The 18,450-nt window shown below is 60.6% G+C and carries 13 protein-coding genes; 7 read left to right on the top strand and 6 right to left on the bottom strand.

Annotation, left to right across the window (positions count from 1 at the left end; all coding sequences use genetic code 11):
* Window positions 1-73 precede the first annotated feature (73 nt).
* From glsB to BT199_RS04955, 3 genes are all read right to left on the bottom strand, one after another.
* Complete coding sequence (gene glsB / locus BT199_RS04965) at window positions 74-982, bottom strand: glutaminase B (RefSeq protein WP_014718789.1); 909 nt, start codon at window positions 980-982, stop codon at window positions 74-76.
* A 55-nt stretch (window positions 983-1,037) separates the two neighbouring features.
* Window positions 1,038-1,382 (bottom strand): hypothetical protein, encoded by a 345-nt coding sequence (locus tag BT199_RS04960; RefSeq protein ID WP_014718790.1) that lies wholly within the window; start codon window positions 1,380-1,382, stop codon window positions 1,038-1,040.
* Window positions 1,383-1,455: 73 nt separating this feature from the next.
* On the bottom strand, window positions 1,456-1,866 hold the full coding sequence (locus tag BT199_RS04955) for a hypothetical protein (protein WP_038450419.1): 411 nt from the start codon (window positions 1,864-1,866) through the stop codon (window positions 1,456-1,458).
* 109 nt (window positions 1,867-1,975) lie between these two features.
* Between BT199_RS04955 and BT199_RS04950 the strand changes: the two genes are divergently transcribed.
* Window positions 1,976-2,821, top strand: coding sequence for an AraC family transcriptional regulator (locus BT199_RS04950; protein WP_038452182.1), 846 nt, complete (start codon window positions 1,976-1,978; stop codon window positions 2,819-2,821).
* Window positions 2,822-2,952: 131 nt separating this feature from the next.
* On the opposite strand, the gene BT199_RS04945 is transcribed toward BT199_RS04950, so the two are convergent.
* Together BT199_RS04945 and BT199_RS04940 are read right to left on the bottom strand one after the other, a co-directional pair.
* Window positions 2,953-3,747, bottom strand: a complete 795-nt coding sequence (locus tag BT199_RS04945) for a class II aldolase/adducin family protein (protein ID WP_058410543.1) — start codon at window positions 3,745-3,747, stop codon at window positions 2,953-2,955.
* A 176-nt stretch (window positions 3,748-3,923) separates the two neighbouring features.
* On the bottom strand, window positions 3,924-4,133 hold the full coding sequence (locus tag BT199_RS04940; RefSeq protein ID WP_014718794.1) for a hypothetical protein: 210 nt from the start codon (window positions 4,131-4,133) through the stop codon (window positions 3,924-3,926).
* Between the two features lie 196 nt (window positions 4,134-4,329).
* On the opposite strand from BT199_RS04940, the gene BT199_RS04935 reads away from it, so the two are divergent.
* Both BT199_RS04935 and BT199_RS04930 read left to right on the top strand, forming a co-directional pair.
* On the top strand, window positions 4,330-4,833 hold the full coding sequence (locus tag BT199_RS04935) for a DUF4142 domain-containing protein (RefSeq protein WP_020303039.1): 504 nt from the start codon (window positions 4,330-4,332) through the stop codon (window positions 4,831-4,833).
* A gap of 30 nt (window positions 4,834-4,863) precedes the next feature.
* Window positions 4,864-5,424 (top strand): type 1 glutamine amidotransferase domain-containing protein, encoded by a 561-nt coding sequence (locus tag BT199_RS04930; RefSeq protein ID WP_072434044.1) that lies wholly within the window; start codon window positions 4,864-4,866, stop codon window positions 5,422-5,424.
* A gap of 60 nt (window positions 5,425-5,484) precedes the next feature.
* On the opposite strand, the gene BT199_RS04925 is transcribed toward BT199_RS04930, so the two are convergent.
* Window positions 5,485-5,691, bottom strand: a complete 207-nt coding sequence (locus tag BT199_RS04925; RefSeq protein WP_003191730.1) for a PLDc N-terminal domain-containing protein — start codon at window positions 5,689-5,691, stop codon at window positions 5,485-5,487.
* 298 nt (window positions 5,692-5,989) lie between these two features.
* Here BT199_RS04925 and BT199_RS04920 point away from each other — a divergent pair, with 298 nt between their 5' ends.
* The 4 genes from BT199_RS04920 to BT199_RS04905 all read left to right on the top strand — a co-directional run bounded on the left by BT199_RS04920 (window position 5,990) and on the right by BT199_RS04905 (window position 18,427).
* Window positions 5,990-6,466, top strand: a complete 477-nt coding sequence (locus tag BT199_RS04920) for a hemerythrin domain-containing protein (RefSeq protein ID WP_020303041.1) — start codon at window positions 5,990-5,992, stop codon at window positions 6,464-6,466.
* Window positions 6,467-6,649: 183 nt separating this feature from the next.
* Window positions 6,650-9,286: a Tc toxin subunit A gene (locus BT199_RS04915; protein WP_072434043.1), complete on the top strand. Its 2,637-nt coding sequence runs from the start codon at window positions 6,650-6,652 to the stop codon at window positions 9,284-9,286.
* A gap of 34 nt (window positions 9,287-9,320) precedes the next feature.
* On the top strand, window positions 9,321-14,000 hold the full coding sequence (locus BT199_RS04910; RefSeq protein WP_072434042.1) for a Tc toxin subunit A-related protein: 4,680 nt from the start codon (window positions 9,321-9,323) through the stop codon (window positions 13,998-14,000).
* On the top strand, window positions 13,997-18,427 hold the full coding sequence (locus BT199_RS04905; protein ID WP_072434041.1) for a SpvB/TcaC N-terminal domain-containing protein: 4,431 nt from the start codon (window positions 13,997-13,999) through the stop codon (window positions 18,425-18,427). The genes BT199_RS04910 and BT199_RS04905 overlap by 4 nt, the downstream gene beginning before the upstream one ends.
* Window positions 18,428-18,450: the final 23 nt, after the last annotated feature.

The following is an 18,450-nucleotide window of genomic DNA, read 5'->3' as shown; positions in this document are numbered from 1 at the left end:
ACCTGTCAGTCAATGATTCTTCAACTGAACCACCGCTTTCGCAGGCAAGCCAACTCCCACAGAGAGAACGATCTCAAAACACCGACCACCCAATCCGCTCACTCAACAATTCCAACGCCTTCATCCCCGCCAGCGAGTTGCCCGCTGCGTTCAACTCCGGCGACCATACGCACACCGTAAACTGCCCCGGCACCACCGCGACAATTCCGCCGCCGACCCCGCTCTTGCCCGGCAGGCCCACGCGGTAGGCAAAGTTGCCCGCCTCGTCGTACAAGCCGCTGGTGGCCATGATCGAGTTTACCTGCTTGGTCTGGCGCGCCGTCAGCACCTGCTCGCCACTGTGGGCACTCACGCCTTCATTGGCCAGAAAGCTGAATGCTCGGGCCAGGTCCAGGCAGCTCATCTGCAACGCGCAATAGTTGAAGTAGCTGTGCAGCACCGCGTCCACATCATTGTGGAAGTTGCCAAAAGACTTCATTAGGTAGGCCATGGCCGCATTGCGCGCACCGTGCTGGGCTTCCGACTCGGCCACAACGCTATTGACCAGGATCTGCGGGTTGCCCGACAGGCGCCGTACAAAGTCGCGCATCGACAGAATCGGCACGGCGAAGCGTGACTGGTTGATGTCGCAGATCACCAGCGCGCCAGCGTTGATAAAAGGGTTGCGCGGGCGGCCACGTTCGAATTCCAGCTGCACCATGGAGTTGAACGGCTGCCCCGAGGGCTCGTGGCCCAGGCGTTCCCAGATGGATTCGCCGCCATGGTCGATGGCCTGCACCAGGCTGAAGACCTTGGAAATGCTCTGCACCGAAAACAGCGTGTCTGCATCTCCAGCGCAGTAGGCCGTGCCGTCGTTGCCGTATACCGCGATGCCGAGTTGGTTGGCGGGCACGTCGGCCAGCGCGGGAATGTAATCGGCGACTTTGCCGAGGCCGATCAAGGGGCGCACTTCGTCGAGGATCGACTCCAGCAGCGCCTGCATAGCTTGTCCTGTCATCTTTGTTCGAATCAGTGGTAAACGAGGCGCGGAGGATACGTCAATGGGCGCGCAACACCCACACAATCTCTACCACCCGCTCGGCAATCACCACGTAGATCAGGATCAACAACAGTTGCAACGCCAAGTGATAACGCAATTTGGCCAGGCGGCGAATGCCGTCGCTGACGTTCAACAGCATCAGCACCGTCGACAGCACAATCAAGCCCCAGCCCGCGACGCTGGAGGCGAAGATACCGATCAGCAACTCGCGCGGTCCCACCAGCGCGTTGGTCCCCGCCGCAAACAACAATGCGCAGACCAACAGATTTTTAACATTGTCGAAAATCTGCGTGCTCAGGTCGTTTTCCAGCAACGCCAGGTACCGCGTCCATAAAGTGCGCATGCTTGAATACCGAGTGGGAAGGCTCGTCAATCAAGGTAGTTCAATTGTGGACGCTGTCGAGCTTTGGCCAGGCTCAGAAATGCGCCACATCCGACACTTCTGTATCCAGCACATCCTGGGCCAACGCCCAGGCGCGATCCTTGGACTCCACCACCAGCAGCGGGTAACCCCAGGCCTTGCCGAACGTCACGGCAAAGGGCTTGAGGGCCAGGCGCTTGGCAGCGCTGGGCTCCACTTGGATCATGCCTTTGACGTAGGCACGCAAGGCAGCCTTGTTTTTCTTCATCCAGATAGACGCGCGCTTGCGCTCTTCGTGGGCGTGTTCGTGATTGTTCTCATCCACGGCTTTTTCGTGCAGCAGCAAGAAGGGCTGCTCACGGGCCAGCAGACGTTCGAAGGTCAGGAAGGCGTCTTCCGGCGCACCTTCGCTAGGCGCGTCGAAAAAGATTTTCACCACCGGGAAAGTTGAACTGTCGAGTCGCATGGCAAAGCTCCTTTGATGAGATTGATTCTCATCATAGGGCGCGTGGCGCTGGACAGCATTGCACAGAATAGCCAGAATGTTTCGCAATCCAGCCAAGGCAGTTCTCACCATGGTTCATCACCGCCTCGACCAGTACGACCCCTGCCGGGTCCGCGACGCCGCCGCGATCCCTCGCTCGATTGTTGCAGTGGGCGCCTCGAGTACGTCCGAACGCTGGGAACATACCCCTCACCACCATCAACACGGGCAATTGATCTACACCTTGCGCGGCGTGGTGCATTGTGTGATCGAGGCGGGTATCTGGATCGTGCCGCCGCAATGCGCATTGTGGATTCCCGGCGGAGTAACCCACGCGGCACGCGGTGCCGGCGAAGCGGATGTGTACTGCCTGTTGATCAACCCGAACGCCGCCAGCGCCCTGCCCCGGCAATGTTGCACGCTGTCGGTGTCGCCATTGCTGCACGAATTGATCGGCAAGGCGGTCAGCTTCCCGCAGCTCTACGACGAAGACGGCGCCCAGGGCCGCCTGGTGGCGACGTTACTCGACGAGCTGGCCCAGGCCCCCATCGAAGCCCTGCATTTGCCGATGCCCCAAGACCCCCGCTTGCATCGGCTGGCCAACAGCTTATTGGCCAACCCCGGCGATAAATCCACCCTGGGCGAATGGGCCGTGCGCATCGGCATGAGCGAACGCAGCATGACCCGCCTGTTGTTGGAAGAGATCGGCCTGAGCTTCGGTCGCTGGCGCCGGCAGTTGCATGTAATCCTTTCACTGCAGCGCCTGGCCAACGGCGAAAGTGTGCAGAGCGTGGCGCTGGACCTGGGTTATGAAAATGCCAGCGGGTTTATCACCATGTTCCGCAAGGCCATGGGCCAACCGCCGGCGCGTTACCTGGCGGACCGTGCCAGTACCGTCGGGCCGCACAGCAACGCGTCAACTATCGCCTTGACGTGAGGTTTTGATGATCGTTCCCACGCTCTGCGTGGGAATGCCTCGTGTGCCGCTCCGCGTCACGCTTAGGGACGCAGAGCGTCCTGGGCTGTGTTCCCACGCAGAGCGTGGGAACAATCCAATCCACATCCGACTCAGTTCTTGTAGTCGGTATCGGTACGCTCAAGCTGGCGCACCAGCGCATTCCAATGCCGCGCCACGCCCGGGCCTTCGCCATTGCTGAACACCTTGGCCTGCTGTTCGACTTTGGCCACCACCTCTGCGGGTGGGAAGATCAACTCGGCATTCCCCGCTGCCTGTGCCGCAATCTGGATGTTGCAGGCCCGCTCCAGGCTTTGTAGTTGCTGGAAGGCATGCTCGACGCTGACGCCGCCCGTCAACAAGCCGTGGTTGCGCAGGATCATCACGCTCTTGTCGCCCAAATCCGCCACCAGCCGTTCACGCTCGTCCAGGTCCAGCGCCACCCCTTCGTAACCGTGGTAAGCCACACGCCCCGAGAATGCGATAGCGTGCTGGGAGATCGGCAACAACCCCTGCTTCTGCGCCGACACCGCAATACCGTCGCGGGTGTGGGTGTGCAGCACCGCTTGCAAATCATGGCGTGCGCCGTGGATGGCGCTGTGGATCACATAGCCGGCGTAGTTGATCCCCAGGCCCGTGGGGTCATCGACGATGGTGCCGTCCAGATCGACCTTGACCAGGTTGGAGGCGCTGATTTCGTCGAACAACAGCCCGAAAGCATTGATCAGGAAATGCGCTTCGGGCCCTGGCACCCGCGCTGAGAAATGCGTGTAGATATGATCGGTCCACTTGTACAACGCCGCCAGTCGGTAGGCCGCGGCCAACTTGACCCGCACCTCCCACTCTTGCGGTGTGACCCGCTGGCGCACGTTGCTCAAGACACTGGAAATCGGCGTGACGCTACTCATGGCAAATCTTCCTGGATGGCCTTAGGGGACTTCCAGGCAAGACTAGGGGATGGTCATAAATAATAAAAAGCACATTTTAATCTAAGCTAATTATTATATTTATTTATAAAAAGCAGCAGTGGCAGCTTTCGCCACCACGGGAGCAAGCTCCCTCGCCGCCAATCAACTCAGCAGGTTCAACGCCCGTTGTTGAGCTTTTCGTTGATTGCATCCGTTTGCCGTTCAATGTCCTTGATCGAGGTCGGCGTCACGACTTTGTCAATGGTGTCAGTCTTGGGGTTTGCAGGTTCAAGCGTCTGCCCTTTGGTGGCCTGGGCATTACCTTTTTGCGCGTCTTCAGAGCTGACGGGGTCGGGGGTTTTATCGGCGGTTTTATGATCAGTCACAGTGCAATCCTCCTGGCAGTGGCAGGCCCCTGAGATGGCGGCCCTATGCAGCAGAACCCTGGGAATCCGGATTGGTTCAAGTCAATTGCCTCGCCTCACCACTGGGCAAAAAAGCGCAAAAAAATTTAAACCTTTTACCCACCTCTCGATTCAACAGTCAGGTAACGGCATCCCGCCATTTCCAAGGAGAGACACCATGAAAACTCGACTGATGAAACCGATGGGCCTTACCTTCATGCTGATTGCAGGCTCGATTTCCACCGCGATGGCGGCGACCTCCAACGACTTTGTCGACAACGCCGCCGAGGGCGGTATCACCGAGGTGGAAGCGGGCAAGCTGGCCCTGGAAAAAAGCAGCTCGGCGGACGTAAAGACCTTCGCCCAGCATATGGTCACAGACCACACCAAGGCCAATCAGGAACTGATGGCCCTGGCGAAAAAACTCGATATCGAAGTACCCGATGACGCCGCGCTCACCGACCAGGCGAAGAAAGCCATCCTGGAAATGCGCGATGAATCCTTCGACAAGGCCTATGCCAACAACCAGGTAGCGGCCCATGAAAAAACCGTCGAACTGTTCAAGAAAGAAGCGGCCTCCTCGGACAATCCCGAGCTGAAAGCCTTCGCCACCAAGACCCTGCCCACCCTTGAAGCCCACCTGAAAATGGCCAAGGAACTGCAAACCAAATACGCCCATTAAACCATCCATGACCCAAGGAGACACTCGACCATGAGCTCGCAACTCAACGGCAAGCACATCCTCGTCATCACCTCCAACACCGGCATCGAGCGCGACGAGTTGCTCAAGCCTCTGGAAACGCTGCGTGGCTACGGCGCGACCGTGACGCACGCCTCCAGCAAAGGCGGCACTACCCAGACATTTGTCGGCGACACGGAAAAGGACCAGACCGTGGAATCAGACGTGCAACTGTCGGATGTTGTCAGCGCCGACTTCGATGCGCTGGTCATCCCGGGCGGCACAGTGAATGCCGATACGCTGCGCCAGGATACTGCCGCACTGCGCCTGATCAATGAGTTCGTGCAGGCCGGCAAGACCATCGCGGCGATCTGTCACGGGCCATGGACCCTTATCGACGCTGGCGTGGTCAAGGGCAAAACCCTGACCGCCTATAAAAGCGTGCGCATCGACCTTGAAAACGCCGGCGCGGCCAGCGTAGTGGATGCCGAGGTTAAAGAGTGCCAGGCCAATGGCTGGACCTTGATCACCTCGCGCACGCCGGACGACCTATCGGCGTTCAATCAGGCGATTGCCAAGGCCATCGGCGGCTGATCGGCTTAGCGCAATGAAAACAGGCGCCCCATGGGCGCCTGTTTTTTATCACTCACCGCTTCAGCTTTTACGCTGCTGCGCCATTTCACGCTTGGGTCCGAACATTGCCCACGCAATCAACCCCAGCAGCGGCACGAACACCAGCACCACGACCCACAACCCCTTGGTCTCCCATCCGCCAGTGCTGCGCAAAACGATATTGATCGCCCAGAGTTCCAAGAGCAGCAGAACCACCGCCAATACGATCCAGATATATTCAATTTGCATGATTCACCTCCTGAAGTCTAAGCGTTAGGTCAAGCAGATGCCCCAAGGGTTCCATTAGAATTTTCCTGGGCCCACTTTATGGCCCCCCGTTGCGCTGGAGTGTCAGCAACCGGCTGTGCGTTGTGCAACCTCAACGCGGCCCGACCATGCAAGCTGCACGACCGACAAGCGCACATGAAAATATAACCATCTGATTTTAAAGATGATTTATAACCATAAAAGTTGGTACGCCTGATGCAACCTTCCTCACCACGAGGCGTGCACTTCGACACGCCCGCCCACCCCCGTGAGGTTACCTATGAATGCCATCGACCTGCTCAAAGCCGACCATGAACGCGTCAAGACCCTGCTGACCCAGTTGAGCGAATCCACTGAACGCGGGGTGAAAAAGCGCACCGAGTTGCTGGCCAAACTTGAAATGGAAGTCACCCTGCACACCCAACTTGAAGAAGAAATCCTCTACCCCGCGTTCAGGAAAGCGGGTGGCAAGGAACAGGACATCATGTACCACGAAGCCAAGGAAGAGCACCGCACCGTCGACTCGCTGGTACTACCGGACTTGAAAAAGACCGACCCATCGTCCACCGAGTTTTCCGGTCGGGTCAAAGTGGTCAAGGAGCTGCTTGAGCACCATATCGAAGAAGAAGAAACCGAGATGTTCCCCCAGGCCAAGAAACTGCTGGGTAAAGCGCTGCTCGAAGAGCTGGGGGCCGAGATGGAAGCGATGAAGGCCGCGCACAAAAAAGCCATGGCGAAAAAACCGCTGGCCGCGTAACGGCTACCTCCTCGCAGCAAAGTTCGCGCGACAGTGACCCACAGGCCCTGTCGCGCTATCGATTTGCACCGATGATTTCTCCTCGCTCACTCAGCGATCCGGCCGACCGAGCCGGCCTGGCGCCCCATGCTAGCGTGCCATTGCCCTTGGCAGTGGCCGGGGGCTTTCAGGAGATTCATCACAATGGACACGCACTCCCCCACCTATACCCACCTGTTCAAAGAGGACTGGCACCTGCTGTGTTCGGCCTCTTCCATGGCGGCAATCGACTCCCCGATCGCCTACCTGAAGGCGTTATACCTGTTTGCCCAAGCGCTGGAAAAAAGCGGTAAAGGCAAACAGCCCAAGGTCACCCTCGACCAGCGACGCCCCGAACTCAAGACGCTGCCCCTGGACGAACGCAGCCTCAGCGCTGTGATTCCTCAACTCTCGATGATCAACGAAACCCTGTCCCGCCAGATTGACGCTCACCTCAAAAAAACCCCTCGTGAATACCGCGGTCGCTCACTTGATGAGGTGCTCGGCAAGCAACGTTTCCCCTTCGTGCTGCCGTTCGAACGTGCGCATCGCCAGTGTTGGCTCGGTTTGTCCGGCAACAAGCCACAATTGGGCGAACTCAGTTACCGCATCAGCCTCAAGCTGCCCACCAGCCAGCGCGCGCAAAACACTTACGGCGTGGTCAGGCACGAGGCCTATGAAGCGCAACGTTTGCTGTCCGGGCTGAGCCCTGCCCAGCAGGTGTTATTGACGGAGCCTTTTTTAAAAAGAACGGGAGACGTACAGGCAGAGGATTTTTTTACCCAGCACTATGGCACCCAGGCGCAGCCCCTTGAGGAGTTGCCCCACTGGTTGCAAAAAACCGGACTCACCGCCGATCAGACCGAAGCACTACTGGCCTGCGGCAAGTATGTGCCGGTGCTGTCGGGCAATGTCCTGGCAAGCGCCCTGCCAACGCCGCGGGCCAAGCTGCGCCTGCACGACGGTGCCGCGTACGTGAACGGGCCGATCACCGAGGCCGGCGCGACCCAGTCGCCCCTGTCGATCACTGCGCAGGACAAGGGTGGTGCGCGCCTGCTCAATACGTCGTGGGAACGTTACCAGCGCCTGCACCGAATGATCCGCCTGCAACGCTGGACGCAATTGCCCTTCGACGTACTCGACGCGCTGTCGACGAGCGTGGTGCGCCGTGAACACGAGGGCGACCCGGCGCGGCCCGCCAACGACAATACCCTGCGCGCACTGGGTGTCTATCGCTATCTGGAGCGCCGCTACAGCCTTTCATTGCAAGCCTTTGCGGCCGTGCTGGATGAGATACCGGTGTGGGCACCCGGCACTCGTCTGTCACTGTACGACCAGCTGTTCAACCCCGGCCCGTTGCCAGGCCAGGCATTGACGCTGGACAGGCCGACCCTGGCGTTGAGGGAGGAAATCCCGACAACCCTGCGCCACCAGCTCTGCACCGGCCTGCACCTGAGCGACACCCCGGCCTCGTTGCACTGGCTGATCAAGCAGGCCCGCCTGCATCTACCCGCTGCTTGCCCGACGCTGACGTTTTATAGCGCGCTGTATCGCCAAACCCGGATCGCGCGGATGTTCGGGCTGTCAGTGCTCGACAGCTACCATATGGCGGCGCTGCTGGGCGGTAAGGATTACACCACCCAACTGGTCAACCCGAGCCTGCGTCGCTCGGGCGTCAATGCCCCTGCCGACCTGCTCGATGTGCTGATGCAAATGGACTGGCTGGTCCGCTGGCTCAACGACACGGGTCAAACGGTTGATCAGCTTCGTCGTCAACTGCTATTGGATGCCCAATCCCCACCGCCCCACGTGCAGACGTACATCACCCAACTCGATGAGGTGGTCGAACTGACTCAGCATGGCCTGTTGGCGCAAGAAGACCTCGCTGACCTGTCATTGCCCCAGCCCGAGCCTGACACCAAAGCGGCGCCCATTGCCTGGCATGCCCTCATCGTACAAGGGCTGCTGCACAGCCAACCGCTGCTCAAGCCCGCGCCGCCCAAAGAATTGCCCAATGGGCTGGTACAGCTTATCGAAGCCCAGACGCTGAGCCTCAACCCAGAACGCAACACGGCTCTGCACAGCGATGCCAAACAGGCAGTGACCAAGAAGCTCGGCGCGTTCTACCAACAAATGCAGCCGCTGAAAGCAAACATCGACACGCTGCTCAACGCCCCCTCACACCTTGCCGGTGACGCCGCCGCGTACCTGCAATGGCGCAAACTCGTGGTTCGACAAATTGCCCGAACCGCCACTGCCGAATCCACCACGGAGCTGCACAAACATGTACTGCTGAGCCTGCCGGATGCCGAAGTGTCCTTGGGGCTGGCAGTGAGCCGTGAGGCCTTGCAGGCCTTTGTGCTCCATCCGCACTGGCTGAGCCCGGACCACACCGCGGCCTCGCTGCTCAAGCTGACGCTGAGCACGCTGTACCTGCTGCAACGCTTTGCCCATTGCCTCAGCACCTACGGACTGGCCCAGGACAGCGTGCTCGCTTATTTGCAGCGCGCCAATTCATCCTCCGTTGAAGGCTCCGCCGTATCTCACGATGGGGCTTGCACTTCGCAACTGGCCGCATTGCTCAAGTGGGATGTCGATGAAATCAACCTGCTCGTTGAATCCCTGCCTGCCAAACAGGTGAAGACCCTGGCCGACCTGGACTGGCTCCTGCGTTGCCATGAAGCCGTCAGGCTCACCGGCCTCTCCGCCAACGCCTTGCTCAAGGCTGCCGACCTGCATGCCACCTTGATGAATGAAGACTGGCAACACGTTGGCTCGGCATTGATCGCCACAGCCCCCTAACCCCGTTGTATTTCGCCTGGTTCAAGGAATGACCATGTCTGACACCCTCACCCAACACCTCAACGAACACCTGCGCGACGCGATGCTGGGGTTCTACCTCAACAGCGTGCTGCCTGAAGACACGGCAGTGGCCGATACCGTCAAGACCGTCGACGATGTCTATACCTATTGGCTGCTCGACCCCCAGGTCCGCCATACGGTGCCCACCACCCGTGTCGCCAGCGCCATTGCCAGCCTGCAGCAGTACATCACTGGCATTTACCTGGGCCTGGAGCCCGGCTACGACGAACAGGGCATGAGCGCTGTCGAGCAGATCGAGTGGCGAGACCAGTTGCTGTCCTATTCACTGTGGCGTGCCCACCAGCAACTTCAGCACTACCCGGCCACCTACCTGAGCCCTACATTGCGCCATGACAAAAGCGACAACTTCAGGCAACTGGAGAACCAGCTCAACCAATTTCGCATCGAGCCTGCGCCGCTGCAGACAGCCGTCCACAGTTACCTCAGCCGCTTCGAAGCACTTGCCAACATCAAGACCCTCAATGGTTATATCGACGGTGATAAAGACAGCTTCGCCAGCAGCACTTATTACTTCACCGGCAAGCCCAGTTCGGAAAACACCTATTACTGGCGCACGCTGAAAATGGCCTCGGGCGACGCGACCACTCCGCCAGCCTGGTCCTCCTGGCAAAAGATCCCGCTGTCGATTGACGATAACGTCCCCGAACAGACGATTCGCCCGGTGGTGTTCAACGGGCGCCTCTTCGTGGTGTGGGCCCAATGCATCAACCCGACGTCGTCGTCGAGGGACATCACCCGGATCGGGCGCGGTGATGTTGAATCGGAGAAGGAATACCAGCAACGGCTGGAAACCCGGATAAAGACCACCTATCTACAGTTGCGCTTGTACTTTTCCTATAAAAAACTGGATGACAGTTGGAGCGTGCCGCAGGCCTGCATTCAGGAATACAGCCTGGCACAGGGCCTGGATGACTTGAGCTCGGAAGACCTGATGAGCGCCACTGCGTCCATCGCCGTACTCGATTCAAAAAGCCAACCGCCGTCACTGTTCCTGGGCCTGAGCGCACAGCCGAACCATCAAACGGCTTCCCCGCACAACGGCGTGCATCGGCATTTCTTTCAAGCGGTACGGCTGGATCAGCACTTCAACGTCCATTGGCTTGAAACCCAGGGCAGCACTCGGCGGATGTTCTACTGGCATAAAGAGGCTGAACTGGCCGGGCGCTACCTGGCCCTGTTCGGGCACCACAACAGGGCCAGATTTCAATTCAGGGCGCCCGACACGGTCCAGGTCAAAGTCCACTCCCTGACCAACGACGCGCCCCATGGCACCACCCATGGCTGGAACTACGAAGACAATCAACAGCATATCCGCAGTCTTTCGGCTGAGAGCGATATTCGGTTCAACCGAACAACGTCAGTACTGGAGGTCACCACCCGCCTGGCGAAACGCTTCGAACCGCACCGCACTGTCAGGTTCAGCAAGGCAGACGCACTGGTCAATTTGACCATCACCCTCAGCAGCAGCGGTCCTGCCCAGAACGAGACGCTGGCGTTAGGCCCCACCGCCGAGATTTTCCTGGAGGGCGCCAAGCTGGCAACCTTCTCCAACGTGCGCATCGACTTGACCCTCAAGTGCAATGAGACCGGCGTCAGCTATGCCCAACTTATAAAAAATGCTGCGAATCAGCCGACGACCTTTACCCTGCCGCAAATTGAAAAAGATGAAGAAAACCCGAAAAGCACGACATTCAATCTGCGCGACCAACGCATTAGCCAAGAAGCCTTCGACTATTTTTTCAATACGCCAGACGCCACCTATACCGTCACCCTGTCGTTCTACAACAATCAGGCGCAGACCAGCAGCCATGCCTACGACTTAGTACTGGACAAGGTCCAGGTCCAGCAGAAACAACGCCTGTACAAACCCGTGTTGATGTATCCCAAACAAGGACACAGCGCTTTACCGGAAAGCCCTCACCGCAATAACACGGTACTCGTCGGCCTGGCAGACGCTTCTCGGCGCACCCTGCGCGACACGTTCACTGAACTCTCCGAAACGCACACGCTTGAGGCGCAGATCGAACTCTCCCCCACGACCTTACACCCCTACGACGAGGACTTCACTGATACGACGGCTTCCACATTGACGCTGATTCACGGCGTCTTGCTGCTGGAAAGCGATGTGCATTACCCCGACCCCATCATCCTGGGCTACGCGCTGAAAACCGCGACCTTCACCCTGCCGCCCGATAACAGCACCCCCATCATTCCACTGGCTCCGTTTATCCGGCGACTCGCAACCCCGCCCTATGGCGCGGCAGAATTCATTGACTTCGACGGGTCCACGATCGAGTCGATCGATAAGCCTGAAAACAAACGAGCGCCCATACGCACCAACACCTGCGTGGCCGGGCTGCTGGCAAAAACCGCGGGCGCAGGTTTGCATGAGCTGTTTGCCTTGGCCCCGGATGCCTGGCGCGAGCCGCCATTGCCAGGCGAGGAAAAGCCCAGTCCACTGGACTTCCACGGCCCCCATGGCACCTATTACTGGGAGTTGTTTCTTTACCTGCCCTGGCTGTTGGCACAACGCCTGAACCAGGAGCAGCAATACGCCGAGGCCGAAACGTGGATACGCTACGTGTTCGATCCCGTACACCCATCCGGGTTCTGGCGCCTGCCTGCGCTGCTTACCAGTGCGCCACAACGCCACAACGCCTCTGCCCTGCCCCACCCATTGGCGACAAGCAGCGCGGTACATTTTCGTCAGGCGCTGTACCTGTTGTACGTCGACATCCTGCTCAATCGCGGGGATGCAGCGTACCGGCAAATGACCCGTGACGGCCTGGCCGACGCCAAGTTGTGGTACATCCGCGCCAAGGGCTTGCTCGGGCCAAGACCGCCGCTCAACCCGGTCGATCCCTGGGCAGCCACGACCCTGGACAAACTGCAAAACCCTTCCACGCTCGACAGCACGACAGTACCTGCGGGCACCTCGCGGCTGTGTCGATCCCTGAGCCCTGATCTGCTGCTGCGCTGGGACAAAATCGAATCTCGCCTGCACAACCTGCGCCATCACCTGGACCTGACCGGCAAACCCTTGAGCCTGCCGCTGTACGCCGCGACCCTGACGCCTCAAACGCTGCTTGCCGCGTACCAGCAAGGTTCGGTCGGCGCCAGCCTGCGCCCGTCGCTGCGCACCGCCCAGGCCGCGCACTACCGCTTCCAAGTATTGCTGGGACACGCCTTGCAAGCGGTCGACAACCTGATCCAGTTGGGGGCGACCTTACTGTCGTTGTTCGAACGCAAAGAGCAGGCCCAGTACCTGGAAACCCAGCAGCAGCAAGCCTGGGACTTGGCGAGGCTGGCCGTCGAGCAACAGGCCCAGGCCGTACAGTTCGATGCGAGGAACCAGCAAGCGCTGCTGGCAGGACGCCGCATGGTCGAAGCGCGGGTGACGTTCTTCGAACAGCAGCTCAAGCGAGGCATCAGCCCGGCCGAGGCCCAGGCCACCCAGGAGTACCAGGACAGTGCGCGCTGGGACACCGCCGCCGCCGTGGCACAAGCCGGCGCGGGGCTGGCGATGCTGATACCGAATATTTTTGGCACCTCCAACGGCGGCGTGCGCTACGAGGGCGCTTTTCACGCCCTGCACGCGACGGCCCAAGGCATTGCCAATGACAAGCGCGCCAACGCTGCCCACCTGGACCGCACCGACCTGTTTGCCCGACGCGCCGCCGAGTGGGCCCATTCGTTGGAACAGGCACGCCTTGAGCTGGCCCAGGTCGACGCCCAGCTGCAGGCTTACACCGAACAGCAAGCCCATACCCGCTTGCAACTGGGCCTGGCCCAGACCAGCCTGGCCCAAGCACGAAGCCTGTACGACCAGCTCGGCAAACGCTTTACCAACGCCCAACTGTATCAATGGCTCAATGGCCAACTTTCCACTTTCTACTACCAAGCCTATGACTCGAGCCTGTCGCTGTGCCTGGCGGCCGAGGCCTGTTGGCAGGAAGAACGGGCTCAGTGGGACAAGCACTTCATTCAAACCCAGCGCTGGACCCATCAATATCGCGGCTTCAGCGCCGGGGAAGCGCTCAAGCAAAACCTACTGAGCATGAGTAACGCCTACCTCACCCACAACGAACGTTTGCTGGAAATCACTAAAACCGTGTCGTTGCGCCATCTGCACAGCCAAGACCCTGTGGCCACGCGCGACATGCCCTGGGCCGCGCTTAAAGCCGACCTGCTAAAAACCGGCGCCTTGACCTTTGAACTGACCCTCAAGCTGTTTGACGACGACTACCCAGGCCATTACCTGCGGCGTATCAAGCACGTCAGTGTGTCCCTGCCCGCCACGCTGGGCCCCTATGAAGACATCAAAGCCATCCTGACCCAAACCGCCAATACCACGTACCTCACCCCCGCGGCCAGACACACCGACGCTGCGGTAAAAAAAGACCTGCGCGCCAAACAGCAAATCGCCCTGTCCAGCGGGCTCAACGACAGCGGCTTGTTCACCTTGAACTTCGACAGCGACGAGCGTTACCTGCCGTTCGAATACACAGGAGCGATCTCCACCTGGCAACTGACCTTTCCCAACCATGCCCGGCAAAATGCTCTACTCGAATCCCTCACCGATATCATCGTGCACCTGCGCTACACCGCTAAAAACACCGGAGGTCAACGATGAGCGTGCAGCCGCCCGAACTCTTGGAACCGAAGATTCCTGCGCTGCCCAAGGGCGGTGGCGCCATCCAGGGCCCCGGCGCGCAATGGGGCGCCGTGGGCACACGGGGTGAGGCGTGCCTGGAGGTGCCCTTGCCCATTTCGCCGGGCCGTGGCTTCACGCCGGCCCTGAGCCTGGGTTATCGCAGCGCCCAAGGCAACGGGCCCTTCGGCCTCGGCTGGGCGATGTCGGCAGGCGCCATCAGCCGTGATACCCGCAAAGGCGTACCGGCCTACGGTGATGACGACCGCTTCATCAGCCCCCAAGGCATCGACATGATCCCTGAGCGTGCTGCCGACGGCGAAATTCAGGCCACGACCTGGGACCACTATAACGGCCTGGTCCTGGACGAACCCCACCGAGTGGTGCGCTATTTTCCGGTGATAGAAGCGCGCTTCGACCGTATCGAGCATTGGTCTTGCGACAGCGACAAGGCCGGGTTCTGGTTGGTTCAGGGGGCCGACGGCTGCGTGCACCTGTTCGGCAAGACCCTGATCGCGCGCTGTGCAGACCCGAACGACGGCCTACGTGTTGCCCAATGGCTGTTGCAGGAAAGCCTCAACCCGCTGGGTGAGCAGATCTATTACCACTACAAACACGACGACCAGCCACCAAGCGCCACCAGGGACTATCGCGCCCAGCGTTATCTGGCGCGGGTGTGCTACGGCAACCTCAAGCCCCTTGAGCACCTGGCGCTGTGGCGCGCGGACGCCCTCGCTGACAAGCAATGGCACTTCGAACTGCTGCTGGATTATGGCGAACGCGACGCTGGCCTGAGCCAAGTGCCGACCTATGCCGAACAACACGCCTGGCCGGTCCGCAACGACCCGATCAGCAGTTATGCCTATGGCTTTGAACTCGGCACCCTGCGGCGGTGCCAGCAAGTGCTGATGTTTCATTACTTCCCCGACGAGCCGAGCCTGGGCGCCGAGCCGGTGCTGACGCGGCGTCTGTTGCTGGAGTACACCCATCGCCACGCCATCGGCAGTTGCCTGAACGCCGTGCACAACCAGGCCTTTGACGCCCAAGGGAACGCCAGTGCCTGGCCGCCCCTGGAACTGGCCTACAGCGCCTTCATGCCGACGCTGGACGCCGCGCGATACCAAGCGTTCGACGCCATGGCGGGCGTCAACGATGGGCAGCGTTATCAACTGGTCGACCTGTACCGCGACGGTTTGCCGGGCATCCTGCACCGCACCGATAAAAGCTGGTACTACCGCGAGCCGCTCAGGGCCCCCGGCCGGGCCAGCAGCAACGCGCTGATCTATGGTCCATGGCAGGCCCTGCCACGCATCCCCCTCGCCGATACCGCCCAAGCCACGCGCCAGGCACTGGCGGATCTTGACGGCGATGGGCATCTGGAATGGGTGGTGGCGCAACCAGGGCTGAGCGGTTTTTTCAGCCTCGACTCGCAGCGGCAATGGTCGGGTTTCGTGCCTTTTGCGGCGATGCCCCAGGAGTTTTTCCATCCCCACGGGCAACTGGCCGACCTGATGGGCAGCGGAAGGCTGGACCTGGTTCTGATCGGCAGCCGCAGCGTGCGCCTGTACGCTCAACGCCAGGACGGCGGGTTTGATCCGGGCCAGCAGGTGCGCCATACGCCCGACGATGAGGGGCTGCCCCCCCTCAGCCATTCGCCGGCCGAATTGATCGCCTTTTGCGACCCCCTGGGCAGCGGCCAACAACACCTGGTGCGTATCCGCCATAACGAAATCAAGTGCTGGCCCAACCTCGGCCGTGGGCGCTTCGGCAAAGGGTTTGTCTTCGCCACGCTGGCATTCGACCACGCCAGCTTCGATGCCGAGCATATTCGCCTCGCCGACCTGGACGGCTCAGGCGCGGTGGACCTGATTTACCTGGCGCCTGAACACATACAGATCTATATGAACCGCGCCGGCAGCGGGCTGGCATCGGAGCCACTGACACTGCGTTGGCCCGAGGGCGTGCGCCATGACGCGACATGCCAGGTCAGCTTTGCCGACCTTCAAGGCCTGGGCTGTTCCAGCCTGATCCTGAGCGTGCCGCACATGACACCCCAGCACTGGCGGTATGACTTCGTCAGTCTCAAACCGTATTTGTTAACCGCCACGCTCAACAACCGGGGGGCCACCACCCAACTGAGCTACCGCAGCAGCGCCCAGGAATGGCTCGACGAAAAACAGCACGGGCAAACCCTGGGAGTGCCTCGAGGCAGTAGCCTTGCGTTCCCGGTACAGGTGGTCAAGCGGCAACAGCAAAAGGATCTGGTCAGCCGTAACCGCTCCACCCAGTATTTTCGTTACCGGCAAGCCTGCTACGACCGTGAGGAACGCCAGTTCATCGGCTTTGGCCTGGTGTTGCACACCGAACAACCTCCTAGGGCCGATGCGCCGCCTGGGGTGTTGACCAAACGCTGGTTCCACACCTTTGAGCCCTCGCAGGAGGCTTTTTACCCGGGCGACCCGCAGGCGCCCGCGCTGGGGCCAACCCTGCTGGGCCAGTTGGAGGCCGGGCGCACAGGAGATACGCTGATCGCTACGCCCGGCGCAACCACCCGCCGCGCGATGCAGCGTGCATTGGCGGGTAGCCTGCTGCGTGAAGAGGTGTATGCCGCCGCCGATGCGCCACCACAGGCAGTGCCGTATTCGGTGCAGCAACAGCGCTATCTAATACGCCAACTAAGCCCGTCGGCCAAGGCCGGCGAACCGGCGGTGCTGCTGCCACTGTTGCTGGAGTCGCTGACCTGTCGCTACGAGCGCCAACCGCACGACCCGTGCTGTCGGCACATCCTCAATCTGCACTGGGACCGCTACGCCGGCAATCTGCACAGCGTGGTGGTCGACTATGCCCGTCGCAAGACAGCCAGCGACGCCCCACCGCCGGGGCCGGCCCACGAGCAGCAGTGGTGGCGTGACGCGCATGATTCGGCGCAGCAGGCGTATTACCTCAACGAAACCCGCGCCCGCTTCATTCACCTTGACGCCGCGCAGCGCTGGCGCTTGCACTTGCCGTACCAGCAACGACGCAACGTGCTGGTCCTGAGCAAAGAGGCGTTAGCAATTGAAAAAATAAGCTATGAACACTTCATTGCGCAGGGCCCGTCCGCTCCACTGGGAACAGCGGCCGAACGCAAGCTGGGGGGGCTGTCGGTGCAGCATTACTGCGTGGCGGAGCACACCGCCCCCTTGCCGGCCGGCACCGCAAGTTTTCAGGCGCTGCCCGCCTATATCGAGACAGCCGAACTCGATCAGCAAGCGCTGGAGGTGTATGAGGGCCGCCCTGTCGCTGCCACGCTGAGTGCACAGCACTATCGGGCCATGGCCGCGTTCCTGTCACCGGCCCCCGGGCAGGACGAGGCTATCACCCTGTGGTCGCTCGGCCAGGGGTACACCCGTTACGGCCAGGCTGAAATGTTCTATCGGCCTCGTCGGCATCAGGCGAGCCTGAGCCATGGGTTCACGCAGTCCGAGTACGACCGCTATGGGCTGTACATCATCAAGGTGCAATTGGCGGACGGCTGCACGACCCAGGCGCAGTACGACTACCGTCTTGGCCTGCCGGTGACGGTGACTGACGCACAGCGTACGCAACGCTACGCGCACTACGACGCCCACGGGCAGTTGCTGGCGACCGGCCTCAAGGGAGAGGAGCAAGGAAAGCCCGTCGGCCATGACGCCCAAACGCCCTTCATCCGCACGCCCGATACGGGCCCGGCGCAGGCCCTGGCTGATCCGAAAGCGGCGTTGTTCAACGCTCAAAGCGCGTGTTTCTACGACGTGTTCAGTTGGATGGGGCACATTCCACCCGCCAGCATCCAGGCGCAATGGGTAAGCAACGGTTACCTGCTGCCCAGCGGGCACATTCGTGCCTCGGCGTTGGCACGCCTGAACAGCCTGAGCGCTGCGCTCCCCCATCATCAAACCCTCAAGCGCCTGATTCAGGCGGCCAGGCAAGTGCCGGTGCACGCCGTGGTACTGCACGCCGACCGTTGGCAAGGCACGTCGCCAACCCCGCAGATTCAGGTCGCTCTCGCCTTCAGCGACGGCTTTGGCCGCGTGCGGCAAACCCAGGAAAAGGCGCAACCAGGCCCGGCCTTTGCAGTCGATGACGCCGGTATGTTGAGCGCGGGTGCCGAGCCAATCGACGCCACTCGCCGTTGGCGGATCAGCGGCCGTGTGGAGTATGACAATCAAGGTTGCCTGGCGCGCACCTGGCGACCTTACTTTGCCGACCGTGCTGGCTATATCGACGATGCGGCCTTCAACACCTTGCGCCCCAGCGAGCAACATTTTCATGACGCGTTGGGACGCCCGGTGCGCGTGGTCAATGCCAACGGCGACACACGGCGCCAGACCTACTGCGCCTGGTACAGCATCGCTGAGGACGAAAACGACACGCACGCGCCGGACTGACAACAGAGCCGGGCCGTTACACG

Source organism: Pseudomonas sp. NFR02 (assembly GCF_900119375.1).
GTDB lineage: Bacteria > Pseudomonadota > Gammaproteobacteria > Pseudomonadales > Pseudomonadaceae > Aquipseudomonas > Aquipseudomonas paracarnis.
This window is presented reverse-complemented; position numbering and strand designations above follow the sequence as displayed.

What these genes read in the sequence shown, in the direction of transcription:
- BT199_RS04910 (WP_072434042.1), top strand. Translation starts at nt 9,321, where the DNA reads ATGTCTGACACCCTCACCCAACACCTCAACGAACACCTGCGCGACGCG.
- BT199_RS04930 (WP_072434044.1), top strand. Translation starts at nt 4,864, where the DNA reads ATGAGCTCGCAACTCAACGGCAAGCACATCCTCGTCATCACCTCCAAC.
- BT199_RS04920 (WP_020303041.1), top strand. Translation starts at nt 5,990, where the DNA reads ATGAATGCCATCGACCTGCTCAAAGCCGACCATGAACGCGTCAAGACC.
- BT199_RS04960 (WP_014718790.1), bottom strand. Translation starts at nt 1,382, where the DNA reads ATGCGCACTTTATGGACGCGGTACCTGGCGTTGCTGGAAAACGACCTG.
- BT199_RS04915 (WP_072434043.1), top strand. Translation starts at nt 6,650, where the DNA reads ATGGACACGCACTCCCCCACCTATACCCACCTGTTCAAAGAGGACTGG.
- BT199_RS04935 (WP_020303039.1), top strand. Translation starts at nt 4,330, where the DNA reads ATGAAAACTCGACTGATGAAACCGATGGGCCTTACCTTCATGCTGATT.
- BT199_RS04925 (WP_003191730.1), bottom strand. Translation starts at nt 5,691, where the DNA reads ATGCAAATTGAATATATCTGGATCGTATTGGCGGTGGTTCTGCTGCTC.
- BT199_RS04955 (WP_038450419.1), bottom strand. Translation starts at nt 1,866, where the DNA reads ATGCGACTCGACAGTTCAACTTTCCCGGTGGTGAAAATCTTTTTCGAC.
- glsB (WP_014718789.1), bottom strand. Translation starts at nt 982, where the DNA reads ATGCAGGCGCTGCTGGAGTCGATCCTCGACGAAGTGCGCCCCTTGATC.
- BT199_RS04950 (WP_038452182.1), top strand. Translation starts at nt 1,976, where the DNA reads ATGGTTCATCACCGCCTCGACCAGTACGACCCCTGCCGGGTCCGCGAC.
- BT199_RS04905 (WP_072434041.1), top strand. Translation starts at nt 13,997, where the DNA reads ATGAGCGTGCAGCCGCCCGAACTCTTGGAACCGAAGATTCCTGCGCTG.
- BT199_RS04945 (WP_058410543.1), bottom strand. Translation starts at nt 3,747, where the DNA reads ATGAGTAGCGTCACGCCGATTTCCAGTGTCTTGAGCAACGTGCGCCAG.